At 38.4% G+C, this 26,357-nt stretch carries 16 protein-coding genes and 1 tRNA gene; 4 read left to right on the forward strand and 13 right to left on the reverse strand.

What is annotated here, in order from left to right; translation table 11 throughout:
• The first annotated feature begins 447 nt into the window (after positions 1 to 447).
• Positions 448 to 2,931 carry a PAS domain S-box protein gene (locus ASE55_RS14565; RefSeq protein ID WP_056221127.1) on the forward strand — a complete coding sequence of 828 codons (2,484 nt, stop codon included), beginning with the start codon at positions 448 to 450 and terminating at the stop codon, positions 2,929 to 2,931.
• A gap of 196 nt (positions 2,932 to 3,127) precedes the next feature.
• Here ASE55_RS14565 and ASE55_RS14570 read toward each other — a convergent pair whose 3' ends face one another.
• The 4 genes from ASE55_RS14570 to ASE55_RS14585 form a co-directional block, all read right to left on the reverse strand.
• Positions 3,128 to 4,381 carry a polysaccharide lyase family 1 protein gene (locus ASE55_RS14570; protein WP_056221129.1) on the reverse strand — a complete coding sequence of 418 codons (1,254 nt, stop codon included), beginning with the start codon at positions 4,379 to 4,381 and terminating at the stop codon, positions 3,128 to 3,130.
• 713 nt (positions 4,382 to 5,094) lie between these two features.
• Positions 5,095 to 10,965 carry a DEAD/DEAH box helicase gene (locus ASE55_RS14575; RefSeq protein WP_056221132.1) on the reverse strand — a complete coding sequence of 1,957 codons (5,871 nt, stop codon included), beginning with the start codon at positions 10,963 to 10,965 and terminating at the stop codon, positions 5,095 to 5,097.
• Between the two features lie 39 nt (positions 10,966 to 11,004).
• Positions 11,005 to 13,992 carry a hypothetical protein gene (locus ASE55_RS14580; RefSeq protein ID WP_056221135.1) on the reverse strand — a complete coding sequence of 996 codons (2,988 nt, stop codon included), beginning with the start codon at positions 13,990 to 13,992 and terminating at the stop codon, positions 11,005 to 11,007.
• Between the two features lie 1,056 nt (positions 13,993 to 15,048).
• Positions 15,049 to 15,136: transfer RNA gene (locus ASE55_RS14585), tRNA-Ser, on the reverse strand.
• A gap of 210 nt (positions 15,137 to 15,346) precedes the next feature.
• Here ASE55_RS14585 and ASE55_RS19945 point away from each other — a divergent pair.
• A complete protein-coding gene (locus ASE55_RS19945) occupies positions 15,347 to 15,517 on the forward strand; it encodes a DUF4236 domain-containing protein (RefSeq protein ID WP_082474580.1) in 171 nt (56 codons plus the stop codon).
• A 63-nt stretch (positions 15,518 to 15,580) separates the two neighbouring features.
• On the opposite strand, the gene ASE55_RS14590 is transcribed toward ASE55_RS19945, so the two are convergent.
• From ASE55_RS14590 to ASE55_RS14615, 6 genes are all read right to left on the reverse strand, one after another.
• A complete protein-coding gene (locus tag ASE55_RS14590; protein ID WP_056221138.1) occupies positions 15,581 to 17,374 on the reverse strand; it encodes a hypothetical protein in 1,794 nt (597 codons plus the stop codon).
• Between the two features lie 264 nt (positions 17,375 to 17,638).
• Positions 17,639 to 18,637 carry an SDR family oxidoreductase gene (locus ASE55_RS14595; protein ID WP_056221140.1) on the reverse strand — a complete coding sequence of 333 codons (999 nt, stop codon included), beginning with the start codon at positions 18,635 to 18,637 and terminating at the stop codon, positions 17,639 to 17,641.
• A 183-nt stretch (positions 18,638 to 18,820) separates the two neighbouring features.
• The gene (locus tag ASE55_RS14600) at positions 18,821 to 19,066 is read right to left on the reverse strand and encodes a hypothetical protein (RefSeq protein ID WP_056221142.1); all 246 of its coding nucleotides are present in this window, start codon (positions 19,064 to 19,066) and stop codon (positions 18,821 to 18,823) included.
• Between the two features lie 393 nt (positions 19,067 to 19,459).
• Positions 19,460 to 19,678, reverse strand: coding sequence for a hypothetical protein (locus ASE55_RS14605; RefSeq protein WP_056221145.1), 219 nt, complete (start codon positions 19,676 to 19,678; stop codon positions 19,460 to 19,462).
• Positions 19,679 to 19,785: 107 nt separating this feature from the next.
• Positions 19,786 to 20,412, reverse strand: a complete 627-nt coding sequence (locus ASE55_RS14610; protein WP_056221147.1) for an alpha-ketoglutarate-dependent dioxygenase AlkB family protein — start codon at positions 20,410 to 20,412, stop codon at positions 19,786 to 19,788.
• Positions 20,413 to 20,424: 12 nt separating this feature from the next.
• Positions 20,425 to 23,316: an AsmA-like C-terminal region-containing protein gene (locus ASE55_RS14615; protein ID WP_056221149.1), complete on the reverse strand. Its 2,892-nt coding sequence runs from the start codon at positions 23,314 to 23,316 to the stop codon at positions 20,425 to 20,427.
• 160 nt (positions 23,317 to 23,476) lie between these two features.
• Between ASE55_RS14615 and ASE55_RS14620 the strand changes: the two genes are divergently transcribed.
• The gene (locus tag ASE55_RS14620; protein WP_056221151.1) at positions 23,477 to 23,710 is read left to right on the forward strand and encodes a hypothetical protein; all 234 of its coding nucleotides are present in this window, start codon (positions 23,477 to 23,479) and stop codon (positions 23,708 to 23,710) included.
• Between the two features lie 28 nt (positions 23,711 to 23,738).
• Here ASE55_RS14620 and ASE55_RS14625 read toward each other — a convergent pair whose 3' ends face one another.
• Genes ASE55_RS14625 through ASE55_RS14635 form a run of 3 tightly spaced genes read right to left on the reverse strand, consistent with a single transcriptional unit; the run spans position 23,739 to position 25,067 of the window.
• Positions 23,739 to 24,200, reverse strand: a complete 462-nt coding sequence (locus ASE55_RS14625; RefSeq protein WP_056221153.1) for an NUDIX hydrolase — start codon at positions 24,198 to 24,200, stop codon at positions 23,739 to 23,741.
• An 18-nt stretch (positions 24,201 to 24,218) separates the two neighbouring features.
• A complete protein-coding gene (locus ASE55_RS14630) occupies positions 24,219 to 24,623 on the reverse strand; it encodes a helix-turn-helix domain-containing protein (protein WP_056221156.1) in 405 nt (134 codons plus the stop codon).
• A gap of 42 nt (positions 24,624 to 24,665) precedes the next feature.
• A complete protein-coding gene (locus ASE55_RS14635; RefSeq protein ID WP_056221159.1) occupies positions 24,666 to 25,067 on the reverse strand; it encodes a helix-turn-helix domain-containing protein in 402 nt (133 codons plus the stop codon).
• Positions 25,068 to 25,233: 166 nt separating this feature from the next.
• Between ASE55_RS14635 and ASE55_RS14640 the strand changes: the two genes are divergently transcribed.
• On the forward strand, positions 25,234 to 25,758 hold the full coding sequence (locus ASE55_RS14640; RefSeq protein ID WP_056221162.1) for a hypothetical protein: 525 nt from the start codon (positions 25,234 to 25,236) through the stop codon (positions 25,756 to 25,758).
• Positions 25,759 to 26,357 lie beyond the last annotated feature (599 nt).

Consider the following 26,357-nt stretch of genomic DNA (forward strand, 5'->3'; position numbering starts at 1 on the left):
ATCTTTGTCAAGTACTTGGTACATCATAGGCTTGCTTTATATTTTTATGTCTCGCAACACAAAAATAAGCAAGCCTTTTTTTATAGAAAAGTTTAAATGACCTCAGTAATTTAACACCGTACCCTGCCCTGTTTTAACGGTAAAGAATAACCGGTATTGATCATTTTAAATAACTATGGTTTATCTGAAATTTATAAATAACGAATACTGTTTTTGAAGGCATTTTTTATTCCTGCCTTTGCCATGAACTTTTATTTTTCTGAGATTCAGAAATACCGGATATTGAAATTTATCACAATAACCGAAAACATCTATATCAAGACATAATCCCGGCCTTCCGATCAAAAAAAATCTACCTAAAGCTCCGGCTCCGCGGTTATGTGCCACACCTGCGAAAAATTCAGTCCATTTTTGTATTTTTGTGCTTCGATATTTAACCGCTATACTATGACTGAACCCGTAACGCCCCTGAATTCTGAACAGTTAACCGAAGTACTTTCTTTCAGCAGTACCGCTACTGCTGTCCATGTGGGTGAAGATGCCCGGATTGAATTTGCAAACCAGGCGATGTTAACCATCTGGGGCCGGGGTACTGAGGTGATCGGAAAAGGGCTGGTGGAAGCAATGCCCGAGCTTTCAGATCAGCCGTTTTTGGGAATGTTTGCCAGGGTATGGCGTGAAGGCATAACAATTTCTGGAAATGATACTCCCGCAGAACTGTTGGTCGATGGAGCCATAGGCACATATTACTTTGATTTTGAGTACCGTGCCGTCAAGGACAAAAGCGGCCGGGTAATCGCTGTCCTGCATACGGCTACCGATGTAACTGAACGTTACCTGAACAGACGTACCCTGGAGGAAGCGGTGCAAAACAAAGAATTACTGATCCGTGAGCAGTCACTGAACGAGCAGCTGGCCGCTTCAAATGAAGAGCTCAATGCCATCAATGAAGAACTCCAGACAAGCAGAGAAGAACTTTTCCGGATGAATATCGAGCTTGAATCCATGGTGAACGACCGTGTAAAAGCATTTATTGAAAGCGAGGAGCGTTTCAGGTCGATGGCTGACAACACCGACATCCTGGTAGCCGTCCGTGAAGAGACAGGAAAGCTGATTTATTTTAACAAAGCCTGGATAGAGTTTACCGGAAGAACCGCAGACCAGCTGATCAGCATCGGATGGCATGACCTGATCCATGACCTGGACAGGCAGAAATTCCTTGACATCCATCAGCAGGCATTTAATAAAAGAGTTTCCTACAGCGATGAAGTCCGGGTACTCGGAGCTGACGGATCCTACCACTGGCTGCTGAAAAAAGGAACGCCCCGGTTTCTTTCTGACGGAAACTTTGCCGGGTACATCAGTTCCTGTATTGATATCACCCAACGGAAACTGGATGAGCAGCTGCTCCAGGATATGAATGAAGAACTGGCAGCCTCCAATGAAGAGTTTGCGGCCCTTAATGAAGAACTTGCGACAACCAACGAGGAACTCGCGGAATCCAATGATGAGCTGCTGCTCAGTGAAGCACGGTTCCGGAACCTGATCAACCAGGCACCGTTTGCCATATGCGTGATCCGGGCAGAAGATCTGATCGTGGTTGAAGTGAATAACGCCTACCTGGAACTGGTGGGCAAAACCCGCCGGCAGTTGGAACACCATACCATCTGGGATGGCGTAGCTGAGGTAGCTGAGGTCTATGCCCCGCTGATGCAGCAGGTTATTGACACCGGCATTGCCTTTCATGGAAAAGAGCATGAACTGATCTTAAACAGGAACGGCATTGCCGAAACAGTGTGTATTGATTTTGTTTACGAACCGGTGACGGATTTAAAAGGTAAAGTAACATCAATTATGGTGGCCGGCAACGATGTAACTGATAAAGTAACGGCAAGAAGGCAGATTGAAGATGTGGAAGAACGCAACCGGCTGGCCATTGAAGCGGCAGAAATCGGAACCTACGAGCTCAGTTACGGAGACCAGACTCTGAAAGGTTCAAAACGTTTCGATGAAATCTTTGGCGTAACCAGCCCTGTTTCCAGGCAGCAGGTACTGGCAACTTACCATCCGTTGGATGCCCACCTCAGCGACGAGGCCCATATGATTGCCCAAAAAACCGGCAGGCTGTTTTATGAAACCCGTATTTTGCTTGCAGACAACTCCGTAAAGTGGATCCGTTTACAGGGGGATGTGCATTACGACAGCCATGGCAACCTCAAAAAGATGCTGGGTACCGTGATGGATATCACGGCTTTCAAGCAGCTTCAGCAGCAGAAGGACGATTTCATTTCGATTGCCAGCCATGAGCTTAAAACACCGCTTACCAGCCTGAAGGCTTCCCTGCAGCTCCTGGAACGGATGAAAACCAATCCGACCGCGTTGCTACCGAGGCTCGTTGAACAATGCAACCGAAGCATGGAAAAGATTTCCGAGCTGGTGGAAGACCTGCTGAATGTGACAAGAATAAACGAAGGCAAAGTAATGGTGAACAAAAAGAAATTCAGCCTGGCCCATCTGGTAGATGAATGCTGCACCCATGTGGCACAGCGCGGTACGCATGAGCTGATTGTGGAAGGCGAAAAAAATCTTGAAATTGTAGCAGATGAAAACCGGATCGAACAGGTGGTTACCAATTTCATCACCAATGCCATAAAATACGCTCCTAACAGCAGACAAATATTCCTGACCATTGAACATCCCGGTGATTCGGTAAAAATTTCACTCCGGGATACCGGTCCCGGCATTCCGGCTGATAAGCTCCCGCATCTGTTTGACCGCTATTACCGCGTAGACCAGAGCGGCATACAGGTTTCAGGCCTGGGCTTAGGGCTTTATATCTGTTCAGACATCATCCAGCGTCATGGCGGACAGATCGGTGTAGAGAGCATGGAAGGTGAAGGAACGACTTTTTGGTTTACACTGCCGGATTGATTATAGCTGATGCGGCAGCGTAAGCGTTTGTCATTGGTCCGGTAAAAATAGAGATTTGTATTTCTTATTTATTTATACGTAATAAAGGTTAAAGAAGTTGGATTATTCCGCCTCTCTACCTTGAGGTATGGACATGAGCTGATAAATCCTGCTCACTAATGATATTCTGCAGCAAAGTAACAATATCAGAACCTGTCTACTTCACAAGGCTGTTGATGTATTCTTCCAGATTTGTATAACCCGTCCGGTTAATAACCGCTGCATCTGAAGCATCATCAGCATTCAGCTTATGTTTATTTTCCCATCGGTCAGGCATGCCGTCGCCATCTCTATCTTTCAGCTTTGATCTCTTTGGCCTTATTTCCGGCTGTCCGCCCGCGTCTGCTTCAGTTTTAAAAATCCGGCCTTTCTTACCAAGACTCTTAAAGTATCCGATGATCCGCTTATCTACAGCATCCCTTTTCAGAGAAGAACCGGCTTCTGCCATAACGATCTTCACGGCATCTGCGGCGGTATTTATGGTAACGTTGCTCCTCTGCATTGACGATGGCTCCTGTAACAGGGTGGCTTTTTCCCGGATAAAATCTGCATCAGTAACAACACGGCCGTTTACCCTGCCGTCTTTATTCAGGTCTGCATAATTATCTTTATGGTATACATGGTCTGTAGCGGTAAACATGCTTAGAAACTCATCGGTAGAATTTGGTCCGGCAATAAAATAATTACCTGCCAGGTCCTGATAATGGTCTGTTGCCGAATGGCCGCCTACGAAAGCGCTTTTCCCCCAGTTGTAGACGACATTATTAATATATTCAATCTTTGCTTTTGCTTTGGGATTACGGCTCTGGTTTCCTGTCCATAAACTGTGGTGCACCGTGATATCAACAGGGTGTTCCAGTAATGCCCCGAAACGCTGGGGATCTATCCCTTCACCGATCAGGCAATACTGAAAGGTAATGTTTGCGCTGTTTTTTACATGCAGGTTATCCCATCTCCCCCATTCAATGGAAACATGGTCAAAAATAATGTCCTTCAGATTATCCGCTACTACCGTACAGGCACCTTTAGGCATATTAATGCTTCCCCTGAACCTGATATATCTTACAATGGTATTACCGCCAAACGACACACTGTTGCCATACACCGTAATCCCTGTTCCGGGCGCCGTCTGGCCTGCAATGGTAATTCCGGAAGCAGCCGCAATTTTTTCTTTGATTCTGATGACACCGGAAACATCAAAAACAATCGTCCTGCCCGTCCGGCTCACGGCATCCCTGAATGAGCCTTTACCTGTGTCATTCAGGTTGGTTACATGATAAACGCTTCCGCTTCGTCCGCCCGCTGCAAAACGGCCGAAACCTTCTGCTCCTGGAAAAGCCAGCTGCTGTGCGTATACCGAACTGCAACAGGTAATCAGAAGAAATAAGGATAAAGACAACTTCCGGCTCATACGATTTTAATTTTGCTTGGTTTAAAGCTAAATTAATCCAAACACCACAATGGAGTGTCCTGCACTCTCGGTGATTAGAAAAACATTTTGGCTGTGATGTGAAAGCTTCATTTATGAAATTAATGCAGACGGGCGAAACAAGACTCGTTCATATTGAATTTTAAATCTTTTATTTGGAACTTATTGCTGATTTATGTGAAGTATACTGTACCTAAATTTACATTGCTTTTCAATGGGATTTCTTGAATATCTAAGGTCGCATGCGGTGTAACTATATTTGCCACTACTTGTATAAAAAGCAAATATTACATAGTGAAATATGTTAAAAAACTTTTTTGGATAAGCATATTTATATTTTTAATCTTATGATGACGTCAAATTTTAAGCTGACGTCATCATAAGATTATTTGTCACTTGTGATTCATTTGTTTGGTCCCTATGGACAGATGATATCTGGTATAACTTGAGGTAATCCTACCGTATGCAATTTTCATATTGTAATTATTTAAAATATAATTGTGTAAAAATAGATTAACTCTTATTTCTTTTGTTATGTATACGTTTATTTGGTTTACTCTGATAATCAAAAGTTTATTATATAAATATATCACAGAAAATTATATGTATTTGCCATAATTCGCACCTCTATCACTAATTGTCTTATTTCTCGGAAATTTGTTAATTAAATAAGTTTACACAAGTTTAATATTATCTCAAGTATTTATAGTGTTAAAGCTAATAGTGTATAAAATCGGATGATTCTTCATTTTCAAAATATCTAGAGATTGATCTAAACTGTTTAAATCTTCTATCCGAATATTATCTTCAACCAAACGCCAACCATGCTCTATTCCTGCATCTGGTCGTATAATAATTCTATATTGATCATTTGAAAATTCAAAATAACGATAATGTGGAATTTCATCACTTAGAATTTCCATATTTTCTAAATCAAGATCATATTTATAAAATTCAATAAAAGATTTTCGGGACTTTTGATTTCGAAAATCATGAAATACTCTTGAAGCGTTTCTATCATTATTAAAATCCTGCCCATAAAAAATAAAGTCTTGCAATTCAAAATTAAGCTCTGTTTTTAATTGATCGATAAACTGTAACATTAAAAAGCACCCAAAAGGTGTTTTTAAATATCGATCATAGTAAGAAACATTAAATTTTTGCCCATTCATTATAGATTGTAGATCAAATTTATTTGCTAATCCCGTAATTAAAATGGAAGCCAGATTTTTTGACGAAATATTTTCAGTGGGGTTTAAATATACTTCAAAGATTTGATTTGAATTAAGATAATCCATAACGTTAAGTGGATCACAATCAATTTTCAGTAATTGGTTGATTCTATATAATTCACCGTTATCAGTATCTCCCCAATATTGATTTAAACTTAGGTTAACTTGGCCGCTAACAAGGTAAGAGTGGTAATCTACATCCGACAATTTGATTAAAGCAACTGCTTTTATATCTTCATTGTTATTATCTTTCTGAACACATACTTTTGCCCATGAAGAAACTTGAATTAATGTCATTACATTTTGAGGATTCGAAACTATCGGTTTAGTTTCAAAAACTAAATTAATCTCCGACTTATTTTTGAGATTTTCTAAGAAGATTATATTCTCTAAATCCCAATTAGAAATTTCATGATCAACTTTTAACCAGATTTCGTCAATTTGATTGGTATAAGAAACTTTGACAATATCTGCTCTTATACCATCTAATATTCTTTTTGGATTTGGATAACTATATTCTATCTCCTCTGGAATGCTCAATTTCGCAATATTCTGCAACCAATCCAGAGCTTTATTGCGATCTAAAAGATTAATGTGCCATTGGGTTTTTCGGTCAATTAAACATTTTGTACAAGCTCCTGTGCAATTACATTCTAATTTATCTTTAGCTGCTTTTAATATTTCGTCGGCGTACAAAAAGAACTTGGTAGAATATCCTGCACCTCCTTTTGTTGTATCAAAAATGAAAATTGTGTTGTAATGATCATATTTTTTTATGCCAAAGTCGATTTCTGCGGCTTCTACAGCAAGATATGATGCCAATTCTTTTGCAAAAACAGAAGCTAGGGAGTATAGAAGCGTTTCATCAGTAGAATATCTATCGTTTTCCTTAATTCTAATCTCACAAAAATTGGTTTTAAAACGTCCACCCAAAATAACGTTGGGGCGAATAGATGATGGTGTAAAATTTCCCTGACAAATTGCACCATTCTGGTCGTCTTTCCCACCTCTCAAACGTCTGTGATCTTCCAATTCTTCAATAGAAAATCCCGTTTTACCACAATTTAAACAGACATGAAAACCATTTCCGTTACCAACGTTGTAATATAATATTTCCCCATTATCCTCGCTTTCTCTAATATCAATGATATTCGTGGTATTTTGCTCCCACGGTTTTACATTAATCAATAATGGATCAACATACTGTGTTCTTGAAGTTTCAGATATCTTCCTATTAGGCATTTGATAGACATCTACTGCAAACCCGGCAGGTTGAATCATTTCGGTGAAACTTCCCCGATTGCCTTCATCATCGAAAATCAAACCTCTAAAACTTTGATTATTACAATGTGGACAGCTAGAATCGATAGTTTGATTATCTGCTATTTCCACAATTCTTTGGTAACCACAACTATTACACAACTGGATAATTTCTTTGCTGGCCTGAGAACCGCGATTATTATCTAAAATAATTCCGGAAGATTTGTAATTCATCCCGTCAATGACAACATTGTTACCGGGAGCAAATTCTGTCAGTGCTCTGGTGATAAAATAAGAAGGATTTTCCTTTTTTTGCTTTCTGTTTAGGTTATCAATATTTGTGGTTTCAAACTCTACTATTCCGGTTGGAAGCCCTGCTGTTGGAAGAAATCCTTCCTGTGCTAAAAAAGAAAGTGCGTTTTTTTCTATAAACTGTATATACTGAATATTTACAGCTTTATAAGCAGGGGAATTTTGGCCAAATTCATTCTCAAACTCTGCCATTTTTCTCTCAAATCCTTGTTTTTTAGCTTGTGTAAAGTGTAGTATTCTATTGAAATTTGAAAATACTTTATTAATTATAAAATTAAAATTCCTGTCTGAAAAACTTGTGTTTTTAGTAATGCTCTTCAACCTGCCATCTAATGAAGAAATTTCGTCATTGAGTAACCAACTTATGAATCTTGAAGCAATAGGATTTATTTCAGCAAAGAAAAAGTCGCTAATCTTATCAGTTACTCTCATACCTCCTACTTGCTCAGTCTGAACAAACTTTCCTAGAAAGAATGCATTAATATGTCTTTCGATAACCTGCTGACTATTGAAAGAGATAAAAGGTGGCGCAATTTTATGAGTCAAAGCCCATGTAGGTGTATTGAATGCATTTAAACCAACAGGGTTTGGCGCACATACAGTAAAGGCCAGAGATTTTGATTCTTTACGGCGGCCCGCACGGCCTGCTCTTTGTAAATAATTTGCAGGGCCTGGAGGAACATTGTTCATTACAACCGTAGAAATCCCGCCGATATCCACACCCATTTCCATAGTTGTGGAACAATTAAGAATATTGATTTCTGAATTTTCAAATTTAGTCTCAAGCTGCTTTAAACGTTTCTCATTTTGTTGAGCAGAATGTTCCCCAGATAAATAAATAGGTCTATTTAGAATTACTTTTTCGTGAATGTTATTCCAAATACCCTGTTGTTTCCAATCTACTGAGTTTTCAGCAATCCATTCTTTTACCGTTTGCATTACATCATTATCTCCCATTTTCAATTTGAGTTCAGGAAATATTATTGATTGTATGTTTTCGATTCGGTAATGACGAACATTCTCGTCTGTGAAAGTTCCATTAATCCAAGGTGAAACACCTTTGAAATGAGCGTCAATCAGACGTTTTTTTACAGGGCAAAGCCAAAGTCCATTGGCAAGTTGAAATCTCGTTTTTTCTTCTAAGTTTAATTTATAAGATTGATTTCCATCTTGGGTTAAAAGGGGTTTGATATTTTGCCATATATTTTTTAGTAACTCGTTAATATTGTCCTCAACTTCATTGGTAATTTCATCCCTTTCAGAAAAGCCTAAACCAACACACAGTAGTAAAGCAAGTCTGTTTGGTCGTAGATTGTTTTTCTCGAAGGTTGGCCATTCTATTGCACCAACAACATTTGAATTTGGATTATGAATCAGAGAACTTCTTAAGAAAGAAGTTGAGTAAGGATAAATTACGGGATCAACAAAAAAATTGAATTTATATCTGATAATATAATCTAAACCAATTTTTAAAAGACTTTTCCATTCTGCTAAAGAAATATTGCAGCGTTCTGCAATTGATGGCAATTGTACATTATCTAAATCCGGATAGACCAAACTTACCAACCCCAAATTTTCCAATGAACGCTCTCTGGGTAATCTTCTCGAAAAATTATCGAATAAAAGAGCACGTGAATATTTTTCAATGTTTACAATATCTTCTTCCCGAGGATTGTTATTTCTAAATATTGTCTTTAAATCTGTTTTTGGATTTACAAAGTCATAAACTTGTTTCCAGCTTAGTCTTATTGAGTTGGTGATTGGAATTGGTAATTCTGCTAATTGTCTTTCAAATTCTCTCTTGAAAACTGGATTAGTTGCATTATGAATTTGAGCTTCCAAAACACTCCTGTAAGGATCTGGCGTAGCATTATTAATGTTTTCTAATGAGAGCTTATGAAAGACCTGCGATCGAATCCAATTGCTTTCATTATCAATATTAATAAGTGCAGATATTTTGGCCGTTCCCTGACGACTATCTGTAAATGAAATATATTTATGACCGTTCCATAAAGTTTCTTGTCTAATTTCACCCGCTTCTGGTGTGTTTTCAAGAAAAATGTCGGATAAATTTCTGTTCATATACGAAGAAGAAATTCTAAAATGCAAAGGGTTTTCTAATGAAGTTGCACAATGGGGACATACACATTCACCATTGTTATTATCTGCTTCTATGAATTCATTTCTATTTCTATCTATCTTACCGGTGTCCTCAATACCAAATTCATTAGTTCCCAAGACAAATCTTTTGTTAGGATTTTTCCTTGTAAAGAAAAAAGAAAGCGTAGGAAGCTTTTCTTCAGAATCCTCATCATTATCAATATCGTCTAATACAAAATTATCCTGATTGAGAGATGTTGAAAGTTGAAGCGTTTGAATTCCCTGTTTGTTTATTTCTTTTTCTGCTTTTAATAGTTCATTGCCACAAGATCTACAGGCAACCAACTCGAACATCGGAAAGTTACAATGAGAACAAGTTTTCTCTGTATACGTTGTCAAATTCCCCATGTGACTTATGTTTTTAAAATTATTGTGCTTGTCACATTCCGGATTTGAACAGACATATACGCCTCCGATTCCGCGGGAAAACAAATGCATTCTTAGCGGTAAAATAGAATTATCAAGATGATCTTTTTTCTCAACAATATGATCCAGCCAATCCAGTTTATCTTCAGTAGAACTATTATTAACTACAAAGCCATCAGTCATGTCAGAAAGTTTAATAGCAGCAGATGTGTAGGTTCTGGTTCTAAGTTGCTCAATTCCTTGTTTGTTTTCAATTTCAAAATCATCTTGCAGCGGAGTGAGTTCGCGATTTCCCGTAATAACCTCTATTTGGCTGCTATCAATGCCACAAAGATTTGCCATGAAATCTTTTAATTTTCTATCACTTTCTTCCCCTGATCCTACCGTTGCTGAAGTAATTGCAAAACGTAAATCTTTTACATCGACTTCAAAGGCATCAACTACTCTTCTAATTAATAATGCCATTTCTGTCGCAGCAGAACCAACCAATGTATGTGCCTCATCAAGCAAAATCCATCTTAATTTCCCTTTAGAATTTGTGAGGAGCGAAACATCCTTATCCCTTACCAACAAATACTCCAGCATCGATGGATTTGTAAAAAGTATTTGAGGCGGAGTATCTCTTATTTGTTTTCGTGATATAAGCTCAGGAAGAGCATTTTTTGCATGAGCCGCTGTAGCATTTTCGTCTGTATTTCCATTGTATACTGCATAAGTCAACCCACCGATTGCTTTTACCCAAGTATCAATACGTTTTTTCTGACTACCAATCAAAGCGTTTAACGGATAAAGAAAAATTGCTCTTACTCCAGATTCGTTTTCACAGTTTTGATATAAATCTTGTAAGACCGGTAACATAAAACACTCAGTTTTACCAGAACCTGTACCTGTTGTTACTGCAATAGATTTTTTGTCTGAGAGAAGTTTTTCCCAGCTTGTCACTTGATGTACATATGGATTTCTATTTTTGGGAAATTCGTACTCTCCTTTTATTTTATCTAAGTTTTTAATAAGATTGCTATCAAAAAGGTGGGTCAAGTCTCCAAATGTCTGTGATGCTGGAGTCCAAGGAAAGGTATTTTGAAAGACGGGTTCAGCCAAAAGTTTTTCTTTGTTCAGTAACTCTTCAAGATAGTTCTGAAATTGTGCATCTCCTGTTGCCCACAAAGAAAGTATCGAATCTAATAGTCTGTCTTGAATTTCTGTGTAGATTTTATTAAATATAAGCTTACTCATAAGTTTTAGTTTTTTTTAATTTTAAATGTTCCTTTGTGTTTAATTTAGATAGAAGATTAGTGAATCTTCATACCATTTTTTATCGATATTTTCAACGTATTTTATCATTCTGCGATAACTATCACCGTTTGTATGCCAAAGTCCGGCATTATCTTTTTTTATAGAAGATGCTACTGCCAATGGCGCAATCACCAAAATATTTACTTCATCATTCCAGTGCTGATGCGGGATTGGTTTTATATAAGAATTTCGATCTGTTAATAAATTGTATTTAGGTAATTGGCTAAGAACACGATTTCCTAATCTTTCTCTTGCTTTATTCAATTCTGCGAGGAAGACAAAATCCCTCTTTGATCTGTTTTGAAGTAAACAAACTTTAAGTTCAGGGAAATGATGTCCCAACATTGTAGCAATTGCTTCACTCATATGTAAGTGATTGTGCCAATGTTCTAGCTTCACCCAATGGAAAGAAAAGCCCAAATCATTTTCAAGTTCGGCAAAATCATTCCCGGAGAAGGCAAATTGGCCATTATCAAATTTTTCAGATAAAAATACAAAGGCTTTTGCTGCTAGTTCTGAAGAAGTTGTAATAGACTTTATGATATCGAAGGTTGCAAAAGGAAGATCATTCTCTTTACACAAAATGTAATATATCCAGAGTTTATTCCAAATAATTCCCGGAAAGTCCTGTTCTAATAGTTGAGAAGCAAAATCTAGCATCCTTGCATTTCTATCATCATCAGTTGTGAATTTATTTTCAGGATTAACGCTTATAAACACTGGTTTTATTTTTGGAAATGAATTTTTAACTGAAAACAAAATAAATTTCTCGATATTGCTTTTCTGCAATGAGAAAGAGTCTTGTTCTTTTGAAAGTTCTATTTTATCTATTTCTTCAAGCTCACATTCTAAAGGCAATGCAAAAACTGAATCAGCAAAATTAATATCATCATCAATAAACTGAATTTTATTATGCTCATTCACTTTCCAAACTACTGTTTTCGAAAATTGTTTTATCTGGTAGCTTTTGATTTTTTTTGTTTTAGAGTTAGTAAGAATTTCTGAAATCATTATTTCAATATAATTTTCTTCATCTATTACATTGTAAAGCTGGAACAATGATTTAAGAGTATCATGAAATTCAATAAGAGGAATTATTTTTCTGTCAATCGCTTTATTAATGATGATTTGATCGTTTTTGTGATTTTTGAAAGAAATTTCAAATTCCTTTTCATGTAAATTGGATACCAATCGCCATCCTCTTATATTATCGAGATAAAGAACTTTATCATCAACTTTTTGATTATTCTGGTCAACAATACAAAGTCCTTGAAAGGGAGAAGCTATTTCCGCAATGAGACCGGCAGATTGCCTTTGTATACTAAATCTAGTTTTTACAGATGTTGGAAATGAACTGTGTTCTATAATATTAAATCTAATAACAAAATTCTCTATTTCAAAATCATAAAGAGCTGAGGGATAAATTTCTGTAGTAAAAGGTTCACTGTTTCTAAACACAAAATGATGATGTTTAGATATCACGTTAAGATCCAAATCTGCAATATTAAAAACCCGGTCGAACTCTTCAATCTCGTTAAGCGAAATTTTAATATCTAGAACTCCTTTGGAAAGTGGGCTATTTATAGAATTCCATTCAGATCTGTGTGTAGGTTTCCACTGAATAATGGGGTTAGAAATTCTTTCTCCATTTTTATCACAAACAAATAACCGAAGTTGATTTCTTACAATCTCTAAATTCGATTTCAGAATCCATTTTGGCCGATCTGACAATATCGTCCACTCAAACATATTTTGTGCATTGGTTTTAAATTTAAAACCATTTTCATTGTCTTTTTTGACATGTAATTGATGCTTGAATTTAACAAAATAATAGTCGTCATCATTTATGATTAACTTTTCCTCTACATCTACATCGCCTTGCCAGAAATAAGAACTTTCACATAAAACAAATGCTGAATTGTTACGTGTATGTCGTGATTTGTCTAAATGGTAAATTGCATCACCACTACTATTCCACAACGAAGGTATTTCCAAATTTAACTTGTGGTACAACAAATGATTAGCAGTATAAGTTTTATCAAGAGTGTCAATAAAGTATATTTCCGGATCTAATTTTCCATCAAACTTAATTGTATTTGTTACTTGAATAACTTTAAAGGTGTCAGCATTTCTCTTGACTAATTTTGCAATCAAACTACTGTCAACAAATAACCTGTACTCACTTATTGAATCATTGACATTGTCGTTCAATAAATATTGTAAGTCAGTTTTATTTAATTTTAAATTCAATGATGTATTTAAAAAAAATGTTTTCTTGTTACGGTCATAGAACCACCTAAACCTTAGGGAGTTTCCTTTTCTTACAACTTTGTCTCTTTCTGTAATCAAATCATTAGCAATATCAACTAAATCCTTGTTGTGTTGAAAAGAGGATAACATTGATTCATCATTATCCAAAACAGCTCGTACAATTTCCAGACAGCTTGAATAGATAATATCATTCTGACTTGATTTTGGTAAGAGGCTTATAACCTCATAATCAGACGAAAAATCTTCTATAGTATTAGGATTTAGATGTATGATTTTGACAAGAAAGTCACGATATTTCCCTTTATTATTTTTAATATGATTTACTGGTAAACCACCTTGTAACAATAAGGTTTTAAGGTATAGAGTATTTTGAATTCTAATCCATTTGAAATTCAGATAATTACCTCCTTGTTTTGCTAACTTGAAAAATTCTTCGTCATCGAAACATAATTGTTTTCCGCCAATTGATTCGTAAATCTCTAGTTTAGAAGGATAACCACCAATATACTTTCGCTTCCACCATTCTGCATAATATAATGCACAAGTTCTGGGATCCAGTTGAGAAGCTCTTTCAACATTTTGAAAACGTACTTTTAATTGTTCAAATTCAAAATCTGAGATATTATATTTCCACAAGGGTTGACCTGTGTGAAAACTCAGTGTTCTTGCCTGTAATATTTTAATAAATTCACTCATCAAAGTAATTTTTTCAAATATAAAATAAATCAATGCAACCTATCTATATAGATAGATTTTGATAAATGTCTACTTTTTTATGTATTTACGGAGAAATTAAAACCTAAGTAATTATTTGAATTTGTATGTTTTTTCATTTTTTTATTTTTGAGTTTTCTGATTAGTTAGTTTTATTTCATTGGTTGGCTATGATTTGATTATAAATAAAAGTTAAGATATTAACCCCTATATTAATTATAATAGTTTAATTCTGGGCTACGGTATTTTTTGAATAGAGAAAGAACAATATAACATTATAAATTTATTTTTAACAATACCAGAATGCTGATAGCAGCTTAAATGTTATACATAATTTGTTCTACTTTTAATCGCTTTTCATTTCAGTGTGATACTTTATGAATTATTATATCAATTTTCAGTTAGCGAATATTATAATTTATATTCTGCTTGTATTAAGTCGGAAATTTAATTTACTCTTTCTTTTATAATTAGAGTCAATTTTTTCGGTTCTAACACACACATATTTTTACAATAATAAAGAATTAAAGCTTCGAGCTCGTAATCCAATTTTACTTGAAAATAAAGAATTTTCTTTAATCTTTTGTGACCCGTCAATTGAATTTTTACATCGACATTTTTTTTGATTCGTCATTGCTTACACCTATAATATCTTTAAGTATCAAGTGCTTTATATCTTATCTGTGCATTTTTGTTTCGAGCCATTTATATTAGTCGGAAAACAAAAATAGTTAAGAAATTGCGAGAACTGATATGGAAAACCGTAAAATAACAAAAAAAACTTAGATATTCCATAGCGACGTTTTATAACAATCAAGAAAACTAATACTAATTTAGATTAGGATTAATATTTGTGTTGTTAAAGTTCACCACTTTCGTCACTTAATTTTTCATCAAAAATTTTCGCATAGTATTGTAGATAAAGATTTCAGCAACATTAACTTACTTTTTAGCCTCTATATTTTTTGATACTAGCGCAAAACAAAAAACGCTGCAAACAAATGTTTACAGCGTTTTAGCTTATTTTGGTTCCCCAATTGGCGGAGAGTGAGGGATTCGAACCCCCGGACCTGTTACAGTCAACAGTTTTCAAGACTGCCGCAATCGACCACTCTGCCAACTCTCCCTGAACTCCGGCGTTGCCATCGTTTTCAGTGGTGCAAATATACAACTATTTTTGATACCGGCAAATATATTTTAAAGGCTGCTGAAAAATTTATGCCCTGTATTCAGCGGTTAAAAATGCATGCCCTTTTACGGAAAACCGCAAAAATTTATGGAACAGCATCGGTAATTTTAAAAAATAAAATAATTAACCAAAAACAACACTTGTATTATGGGATGGAGCTATAGAAAAAGAATCCGACTGATGCCCGGTGTTCACCTGAATATCAGCCAGAAAGGAGTTAATACCACCATCGGTAAACGGGGCGCCAGTGTCAATTTCAGCTCGAGAGGTACGCGGATCAATAATAATTGGGTGAGCCTCTTTAAAAAGCTGTTCTAGCTGACGGTTTCATAGAAGGGCCGCTGTCACGGTTTGTGAGGCGGCCCTGTAATATTTTCCTTACTACTGTGGGATTTCAATTTCCGATATGATCAGCCTGTTCTGCTCCAGCTGCTGACTGATCCTGGAATCTGTACTGAAGAAACCGGTTTCCCGGAAAAGGTTTTCATAATAACCGATTCCCTGCAGAAGGTTATCTTTAAAAGTTTTCCATTTCTTAATCTGGGCATTGGTAAGCGCTCCCGAAAATTCCTGTATTTCTTTTTTAAGGTGATCTACGTACATCTTCAGTTCGTTGATGAACATATTCGGACGGTCATTTTCTGCAAGGATATTTTTGTTTCCGTAAATATGCTGCACCATTTCTGAAAGGGAAACTTCTTTATCAAAATAAGCCAGGTTAGGCCCCGGACAAATTACCACGCCCTGTTTTTCTCCTTTGATCGGAAGGTTCTGTTCCATATAAGCGGCGTTGACCAGCCCCACACAGAGACAGGCTTTTTCAGTGATGGTTTCCTTTCTTTTCTGAAAGACCTCTTCAGTCATGTTTTCTTTCTCAGCGTCCAGTTCCCTGAACTTGATGTCCTGGTATTTTTTTGATGCCGTACACATGCCTTCCGGTGAATATTCCCTGCTTAAAGCCAGGAATTTTTTAGGGCACGAGCTTCCGTACCGGTTTCTTTTCTCTTTTTCATGCCTGATGATTTCATTGGATGTTCCTTTTACGGTATTAAAAGGCACGCCCAAAGGCGAGAGGTTGCTGAGGTAGAAATCTTCTTCTTTTGACTGTACAAGCAGTTCCCTTGTTTCCCCGTCAACAGAAGTCGCTTCCGGCACCAACAGGAACGGAGAGCCCCAGCCGACACTTTCAATAGCATAGGTCTTTAAAAGGAAATCATGTTCTTCGGAAGTCCCCACGCCGCCTTGAACGGTTATTTTTATTTCCGGAGGTTCGGAAACAGGATATTTCTGCTTCTGTTCCAAAGCTTTGGCCATCAGATCACAGGCAGACCGGATCAGCTCATTTTTCTTCTGTCTGAATTCTTCCAGAATCGTCCCCAGCAGCAGCCCTTCCGTAGCAAAAGCATGCCCGCCGCAGTTCAGTCCGGATTCGATCCTGTATTCGGAAACCCAAAGCCCTTTTTTAGCCAGGAAGTTTCCCTGCACCATTGCAGAACGGAAATCGCTGACTTTCAGGATAATTTTTTTCTTAAGGATTCCGTTTCTGTCGGGGAAAAAATCATCGAACTCTTCAAGATAGCCATATAAGCGGGGATTCATTCCTGCAGAAAGCACCACTGATGAAGACAGCCTGCTGTTGGCAAATCCGCGTAAGGAAGCATGGGCATCGTTGTAAATAACAGGCAACGGCTCATTGTTCCTGAAGTTATCCTTATCCACCTTCGTCATGATATTGACATCAATGTTTCCGGGAGAAAGATGCTTTTCGATAAAATTTTTAACGGAAGCAACGGTAGGGTTCTGGTCCAGGATATTTTTCAGTCCGGCTTTTACCTCTGAGGTATTGGGAAGCATGTCCGTGAAATTCCTGAGTGCGGCTGCATTCCTGGAGATTTCTTCTTTAAACGCCTCGAATTTTTCATTCACAATAGTATCTACCATATCCAGATAGGCGGTAATCCTTTTGGCGCGGTAGTCGTCAACCCTGTCGGAGATGCTTAAATCACCGAGGTTGAACTTTTTACTGTAAAAGTTTTTCATTTTCTCTATAATCTCATCATCAATTATAGAAATTACGGAAGAGATTCCGTACTGTGCCACACGGATAGGGCTGTCTATCGTGTAAGCCAATCCCATTACGGGAATATGGAAATTGTGTAAAGGCTTTTTGATCATTTTTATATTGATTAAATAATGTCTTACCTCTAAATTCCCATCAAATCATTCACTGGTGCAAAAATATCCGTTTTAAATGAATTATGCATTAAATAAGAGATGAATTTCTCAAATGATGTATAAAATCACCTTTTGGACTATTACTTTTATTAGTCTACTCCATCCCTTTAATATTAAAAAAGTTCCGGGCAAATCTTCGATTTGCCCGGAACACTCAGTATTATTTATTATCAGAAAAGCATTTGATCAGATAAATGAGGATGATCATGATTTATTTCCGGAAGATTTAGACTTGAGAAACATAAAGGCCAGCCCTAATCCAAGCCCGGCTAGAGCAGCCATTCTTGTTTTTTTAGAAACTACCGGAAGAATGGTCTCTCCGTAGATTCTGTGAGGGTTGGATGACGGCTGTAAAACATTTCCGGCATCAGAAGGTGCATTTTTAATCTTCATCATCAGCCTCATTCCTGCAGAAGCAGTATTAATGACCGGTTTAGGGAACAGCTTATAAGCAGTGGTAAGGATTTTTGACATCGCATCCGGAAACATTTCTTTCCGCGGGTTCTTGGCCAGTTCCACAAACTTGGCAGCCGTATCCCGCGGGTCTGCGGCAAATGGAGGGACTTTAAAATCCAGTCCGGAAAATTTAGCCGAATGCATATTTCCCGTAGAACGCTGGATCTGCGGATAGACGTTACAGATATGGACATCAGGAAAATCTGAAATTTCCCCATGAAGACATTCCATCATTCCGCGGATCCCGAATTTTGTTGAGGAATACACCGCGCTGTACGGAGCCGGCATAAAGCCTCCGATGGAAATATTATTGATCAGGATTCCTTCTTTCTGGCTTTTGAAAATCGGCAGTGCACTGTATGCCCCGTGCATATACCCGAAAAGATTGGTTTTAATTATCTGCTCATTCAGATCCATCGGGATTTCTTCAAACTTGCCGCTTGCCATTACCCCCGCATTGTTTACCCACACATCTATCCTCCCGTTAAACTGCATGGCTTTATTGGCCAGGTTCTGAACATCGGCTGCAACAGACACATCGGTAGGAACACCCAATGCTGCAACCCCCAGATCCCTGCACAAGGCAACAGTTTCATCCAGCGCTTCTTTACCTCTGGCTGCCACCACCACATTACAGCCTTCCAGGGCAAAAGCCTCGGCCACTGCCCTTCCTACTCCACTGCTGCCCCCGGTAATGACCACTGTTTTTCCTTCAAGGGTTCTTTCAATGCTATGGTCTGATTTCATTTTGCGAATATTTTATTGGTTTATGATTACAGTCAACCTATTATTATGCCATAGGGGTCCTTTGTATTTAATCTTTTGTTTAATTGTAAATAACGATTCAGGTATCATATAAACAGGCATCATAAAAAACACCTTCAAAAAAAAATCCCCTTATGGTAAAGGGGATCTGATTGGTTGGTTGTATTATTCTCCGAAAGTTACTTTGCTGTCATAAAGCAGCCTTCCGTTAAAAGGTTCGCTCCAGAAGATTTCCACATAATCGTCATGACGGTGTATGTTGGCCAGCACCACTTCATGTTCGCCGGAATCGTTAATCCGTTCTACCGTAAGGTCTGAACCGATCCCGATGTCATCTTTCCGGTACCGTAATTTATAATCTTCCGCGTCACCTTTTATAAAATCTTCCTTTCTAAAACTTTTCTCTGCCATGATGTTTATTTTTATGTATCAGACATACAGAATAAATTGTGCCAGAAATAAAAACTATTAATTTTTACTAAAATTTCTTAATTTTTTCTTAAACACACGTTTGACTTTCCGGATTGGCACAATATTTTAATATAGATAATTACTCATGTTTAATTTGAGTTTTCATGGTTATTAGTTTTTATCCTCAGATCCTATCTGAGGATTTTTTTTTGGAATAATATCAAAGTCTGCTTAAGTTTAAAAAGCGCGGCAACTAAATCTGGCAAATATAAATAATCACTGAGAATTTATTTTGAATCTGTTTGAAAGACACTTTACTCCAATAAAAAAACAGCCTGTTAAAGCTGTTTATATGTATCGTGGGTTGATCCTTAGGTAATTCATAAATAGTAATTATACTGCATACGCACCTTTGTTCTGAAATACGTTAATCCCTTCCACTTTATTATTCCGTGTATTATAAATCATTTCCACGGTAAAATGAGAAACTTCATACAGCACATATTTTATGGTATTGATCGTTCTTTCATTCATCACACGCCCCTGATTCATTACCAGACTGCACTGATCCTGATCCGGCATATTTTTAAAATCGTAATAAGAAATATTCATAGCTGCTGTTTTTTAATACTTTCTTTTAGATATACACAATTTCTTTGCCAACTTATGTTAAAATGCTTAATTATTTATGTTCTTAATAAAAATAATTCATTATTGTATTATTCATGGATCTCTGAAATTTCACGGATCATCCTGAATGTAAGGTTAATCCTCGGCTCCATTGCCTTATCAGACTTGGCAATACGGTGCTCCCAGTGCACCTGAAGATCACCTTTCATAATTAATAATGAACCGTGCCGGAGCGGCAGGCTGTATTTATTTTTGCGGTCGTCCAGTTTCCTGAAATCAAAATTCCTCACCTGTCCCAAGCTCACAGAAGCTATAACCGGGCGGTCGCCCAGCTCGCTTTCTTTGTCCCGGTGCCATGCTACGGAATCATTTCCGTCGCGGTATAAATTAAGCAATACGGTATTGAAGTGGTAGCCGGTTGCCTTTTCAATTTTCTTTTTAAGATTCAGCAGTTCGGGTGACCACTGGTTGACCATAAACTCATTACCGCCCAGATGATAGGATTTATTTGCATCGCCATACCATGCCGTTAAGCGCGGGGTCTGAACCGTTTTATCATAGATCTTCTGGATGTTCTGCTTCCAGGGTGTAGCATCCAGGAGTTTCTGCAGGAGCTTACCGGCTTTTTTGTCATCTAAAAAGTCTGCGGTATATTCCAGCAACTCTTCCGGGAAACGGTAATATTCATCGGGGTTAAATAAGCTCAACTGATTCATCTTCCTTTACCTTTATTTTTGCTTAAGATCTTTACTGATTTGTTTTTCGGAATTTTTGGCTCTGTCTTCCTGAACTTCTTTTTCTTTCCGCTGCTGTCTCTTTGTTTTCTTTTCAGCCCTTCTTTCCTGGCGGACTATTTTATTGGTCTTCTTGTTATAGATGGCATCAAGGATTCCCTGCCCTTTTTTACTGAAGATTTTAATCTTCGGCTTTTCATGCGTACCGGTAACCACCACCGGGAAACCGATGATCCCGCCCGGCAGAATCCCTATCCTGATCCTGAGGTCCAGAAGACCGTTGAAACTGGAAGTACCGCTTACCGTAGGCCTCAGGATTGAAACCTTAAAGGTAAACTTATCTACATGAATCAGGTTGTTTTTGATATGGGTTTCAATATTCACGCCCTTCATATCCGGATCATTGAATGCTTTTGCCCCGAGGTTATCCCCTACCGCAGAAAGCATCTTGAGGTTCTTCACCTCCACATCCCTGAGGTTCACAACGCCGCCTCCTTCAAGAGACGGATAGATAGGCTTCATGTTTTTATCAAAATCGCCTTTCAGCTTATAGTCTATGGAAACAATCCCTTTCACATTTTTTGCAGCCGTTGCCATTTCACGCACCATATCGATTTCCTTATAAGCCCGCTGCACATTAAAATCCAGTACTTTAAGTGCCACGTCATAGTTGGCCGTTAACGGAGATTCATCCTGGTACCTGGCATCAATATTCATCCGGCTCCCGATAATATCGAAAGAGGTATTTTTAAGGTAAACCTGTCCTTTTTCCACCGCTGCGGTTCCTTTGATGTGGTTTAATCCCAAACCTTTAAACTCAACCTTTCGGGCATTTACGTCTAAGGCAACATCAAGATTTTTCGGGACAATCACCACTCCGCTGCTTTTCGGGTTCTCTACTTTGGCGTATTCTACGTCTATGGATTTCTTGGAATTATCGCCGTTTTTCAGGGCCATAAATTCATCAATCAGAATGTAATTGGAGTTCAGCCCGAATTTCCCATGTAGCGTCCCGCGCCTTTCGATAAAATAATTGATGGTGTTTAAAAGGTAACCGTTCAACGCGAAATCAGATTTCCCATAGGTGGCAAAAAACTTCCTGAACCACATCTTCTCATTTTCAAACTGGAAATTTCCTTCTTTGATGAAAAATGACTTAGGCAGATATTCTGTAGTTGCCTTTATATTTTTTAAGATCAGGTTCCCTCTATTGTCAAGCTTGCTGTACTGCCCGTTTGTGGCGTAGCTCTGCCTTCCGTTCAGTGAAAGGTCGGCCATGATGAGGCCGCTTACATCAAACCCTTTCTTTGCAAAAACCTTATAGATCCTTCCGATATTCAGTACTCCTTTTGCGCGGACTTTATACAGTACATCTTCAAAGTTCTGAAGGTCAGCATTGATAAAAACCGGATTGCCTTCAAAATCAAATTTAAACGGATTCAGCTTTACTCCCAGGCTTTTGAAAGTACCGTCTGTATTAACAATATTGGCCACCATGTTGATATTCCGGATGGCATTCGGGTAGTATTTCGTTTTCAGCCAGCCGTTTTTCAGGTTAAGGTAGCCGTTGGTTTTCGGGAACAGTTTTTTATCCAGACTGAAAATACCTTTTGAGCGGATATTGGTATCCATCAGCCCCCGTACATCAATATCTTTAAGCCCCAACGCCTGATCCAGAGTCTGCAGGTTGACGGCCCCTTTAATATCGGCATTCACCATCATTTCATTCAGACCTTTGGTCTGTACCACTGCTTTAAAGCTGTTGTTCGGGCCCAGGTCAAAACTCAGGTTTTTAAGGTCAATGCCCAGCTGGTCTGTGTTCAGGGAAGGGAGATCAACATTCAGGTCCATATTCAGGTGGTTCATCGGTACCGGCGCTTTTCCGTTGGATACATAGCCGTCCTGCACAAACAGCCTTGCGTTTAATCTCGGCTTCAGGTTTTCAGGTTCACTGAACCTCCCTTTTAAGCTGAAAAACAGATCACTTTTTCCTTCTATCTTGGTATCTTTTGCCCAGTTCAGGTATTGGGGCGGCAATACGGAGATCATATCGCGGATGGTTGTTTTTTCTGAAGCGGCTTTAATATCGAGATTATACCCGTCTTTCAGGATACTTACGAAACCGGTAAATTTCAACGGCAGATCATTGATCCTGAGTTCGTTTTTCCTCAGAACAAAAGTTAAGGCGTTGGTATTGATGCGGGTAATCAGGTCTGCATGAAGCGTTTTTTGCTGGGCATAATAAATCCTGTTCAGGCTGAAATCAAGCTTATCAATATCAAGATCGGTTTCAAGATCAAAAATATCTTCGCTCAACCCTCCTTCTCCGGTATAGTTAAGTCCTTTGGCATCTACCAGAACCCTTGCTGCGTGGTCGTTGTATTTGATGTTCCAGTTTTTCAGCTTAATCAGGTCCAGCTTTATGGATGGCCCTGCAGCCGCAGTATCTTTTGGTTTTTCTGATGGCTTTGAGACATAGACGTTGTAGTTGGCCTCCCCTTTTGTATTGACGAATACATTGGCGTACGCATCGGTAACATATATTTCGTCTATTTTCACCTGCCTGTCGAAGATCAGGTTTTTCAGGTTGATCCCTACGGAAACTTCCCGTGCGGCCAGCAGCGTATCATTCTGGAAAGGTTTAGAGCCTTTCAGCAGAAGATCATCTACGGTAACGGTAAGGGATGGGAAATGCCTGAAAAAAGTAAGGTGCGTTTTGCGGTAATCCAGCTTGCCGGCCAGGTGCTTGTTGGCAAATATCTTCACCTGTGAAGAGATGGTTCCCGGGAAAAGAATGGGCAGGATAAACATGAGAAAAAGAATGGAGGCTACAGAAATCCCCGTCCATTTGAGGATTTTTACTATGATGTGTTTAAATTTTTCCATCTCCGTATATTTTTGCAATTAACTCTTAACAGTTATCTAAAATCAAGCCATTGCCGTGATAATCCGGCCCCGGAAATACCACAAGGCTTAAGTATTGTTTAATAATGAGACAATTGGCACAGTTTATTCATAGCTTCACCAACCCCATAAAAATACAGGTATGAATTATCAGGAAGCCTTAGCGCACAAAAAAGAATCTTTTAATAACGCAGATGAATCTGTTTTAAAACTGTTTCACGTTGTTATTACCCCGGCCAATACGGATGAGAGTGCGAAGTATATTGAAGATTTCCTGAAGTCTCCGGAATCATTTACCGATGAAAGCTGTAAGGAGTACTGCTCAGACGGAAAATACGAAGTGGTAAGCTTTAAGAAAGAAAAGGACAGCGAATAATATCTTTTAAGCTGTCTGAAGCCGGAATCTAAACATCATTCAGCACACGCTCAAGTTCTGCAATAAATTCTGCCTGCGCAGGATTTATTTTTTTGCAGGCTTCTTCGGTATCAAACCATTCCCATCGGTCTACTTCGGGAATTTCCAGTTTTTTTCCGGATCGCGGCGGCCAGTCTATCAAAACAGTATTGCTGTACAACCCGGACAGTTCCAGGTCACCTTCCAGTGCCCAGGCATGCACTGTTTTACCGGATTTCTGTTTTATGGGTTTCAGGGCAATGAAATCTCCATGTATCTTTTTCCCCGTCTCTTCTTCAAACTCAATAAGCGCCCGCTCCAGTAAGTTTTCCCCTTCTGAGGCTTCGCCTTTCGGGACAGACCATGCGCCCAGGTCTTTATTCTTCCAGAACGGACCGCCCGGATGCACCAGGAAATAAAAGATTTTTCCCTGCTCTTTTTTGAACAATAAAATGCCTGCGCTTGTTTTCATATTGAATAATCTCCGGGTTTACCCGTTTTTGATAAGGGCATCCAGCCTGGCCATCATTTCGTCTTTCTCTTTAAGCATACGCTCATAAAGAGAAATTTTTTCTTCGTGAATTTTGATGATTTCTACAAGGGGATTTATATTGTAAGTACCTCCTGAATTACCGATGTAGGCTCCTTCATTAAATGTATTTGAAATTACATTAATAGCCTGCTTGTCATCAAAATTCTGAAAAGCTTCTACCGGAATTTTCATGGCTTCGGAGATTTTTTGCAACAATGGGTTTTCAATAGTTTCTTTCTGCTCCAACAGTGAAATTTTCTGTTCCCAGTCTTCGCTCAGATCAGAAGCTAAAGCTTCCTGCTCGATGCCTAATATTTCCCTGAATCGTTTAACATTGTGTCCCTGATGTATTTTCTGTTCCATTATTACCGGTATATTTTCATATTGGTGAATAAATGTAATTGTTTATTTATCTTGTATTAACTTCTCAAGCTTATCAATCATTTCTTTTTGCTGTTGTATCATACGTTCATACAATTCTACCATTTTATCTACCGGATTAAAGGAAGGCTGATAACTGAATCCGGAAGCAACTGCATTATCCTTAAAATCCTGAAATGAATAGGTGTTCGCAATTACATTCACCGCCTGCTCCTCATCGAAATTCTGAAAAGCTTCTACAGGGATTTTTAAAACTTCCGATATTTTTTTCAGAAGCGGTTCGTCCACTACTTCTTTCTGTTCCAACAAAGATATTTTCTTCTGGTTCCAGTCTTCGCCAAGATCAAAGGCTAAAGCATCCTGCTTAATGCCCAGCATTTCCCTGAATCGTTTGACGTTGCGCCCCTGATGTATTTTCTGTTCCATGTGTTTTTATTTTTTATCAGCGTAAATATACGGTGGTTCATTTAAAATCCGAAGGGTAAACGTAAAAATTATTCCGGTAAAAATCCTGATTCCCTGACTATAATATCCAGACAGGAATTGGATACCTTTTCGCAGCTGCCGTACTTCGCATAAAAAACATATCCTTATGAAAAAAAGAAAAACAGATTTTGAAGCTGCCTTCTGGGCAGGATATACCGGTGGATGCCCGCTGCAGCTGTTCGATGCATTTTTCGGTAAACATTCTTTAAGCGAAGCCAAAGGGCTGCTGTTTTCCATGATGGAATATCCGGTGAAGAAAAAAGTACTTTCAGAAAAAGATCCTTCCGTGGTCTTTTATTTCTATCTGTCACTGCGTTCTTTTATCCGTGCAGGTTTCAGACTCAGCCTGATGCCGGATAAACATACACTTACACAAGCTGCGGCAGGCATGTCTCAGGTCATGCAGGGAGCATTGTCGGATGAAGAATATGCAGACCCTTTCCTGGTATTCCAAAGGGCTTTTAACAAGCACAGCCTGAAGGATTTTGATTTTTTCATCACCGGGATTGCTTATTTTTCCCTGGGCCCTTACGGAGACTCCCCGGAAGGAAACAGTATCTCATCGTTCCTGCACCTGCAGAAAATGCTGGATGCCGCGCAGATCATTCTTGAGCGGCGTATAAAGGACTGATCCCATTTGGTAGAAGCGCAGTTTGTTTAAAACAGGGTTGTTTGTAACCTCCCGCAATTGCAGGAAGTCTCATGCAGCTTGCGGGAAAGTTCCGGCGAATGCAGTTTGTTTAAAACAAGGTTGTTTGTAATCTCCTGCAATTGCAGGAAGTCTCATGCAGGTTGCGGGAAAGCTCCGGAGGACGCCGGTGATTTAAAACAGATGTGGTTGAGACTTCCGGAGTGCTCCGGAAGTGTCCTGCAAGTTGTGGGAAAGCTCCGGAGGGCTCCGGTGGTTTAAAACAGAGGTGGTTGAGACTTCTGGAGGACGCTAATGGTACGTCACTTTGGGTTGCTTTTGAAGAAAGCGTATCGAGAAGTTGGTGATTAATAGACCTTAATGTATAAGAAATGTTTGTTTGGAAGTTCACCGGTTCTCGATATATTTTTCTCCGCTTTGCTGCGAAAAACACTCGAACTGACGGAGCGGTTATTTAAAGGACAAATTCTTATATACCGTCACTTCGATTTCTATGACATATGCAACTTATTTTCATAGACAGAATTGTTTTTTATTAGGGCATAAACTCTATGGATGATTTTATTTCTAATTGCATTCAA

The sequence above is a fragment of the Chryseobacterium sp. Leaf201 genome (assembly GCF_001421435.1).
In the GTDB taxonomy this organism is placed as follows: Bacteria; Bacteroidota; Bacteroidia; order Flavobacteriales; family Weeksellaceae; genus Chryseobacterium.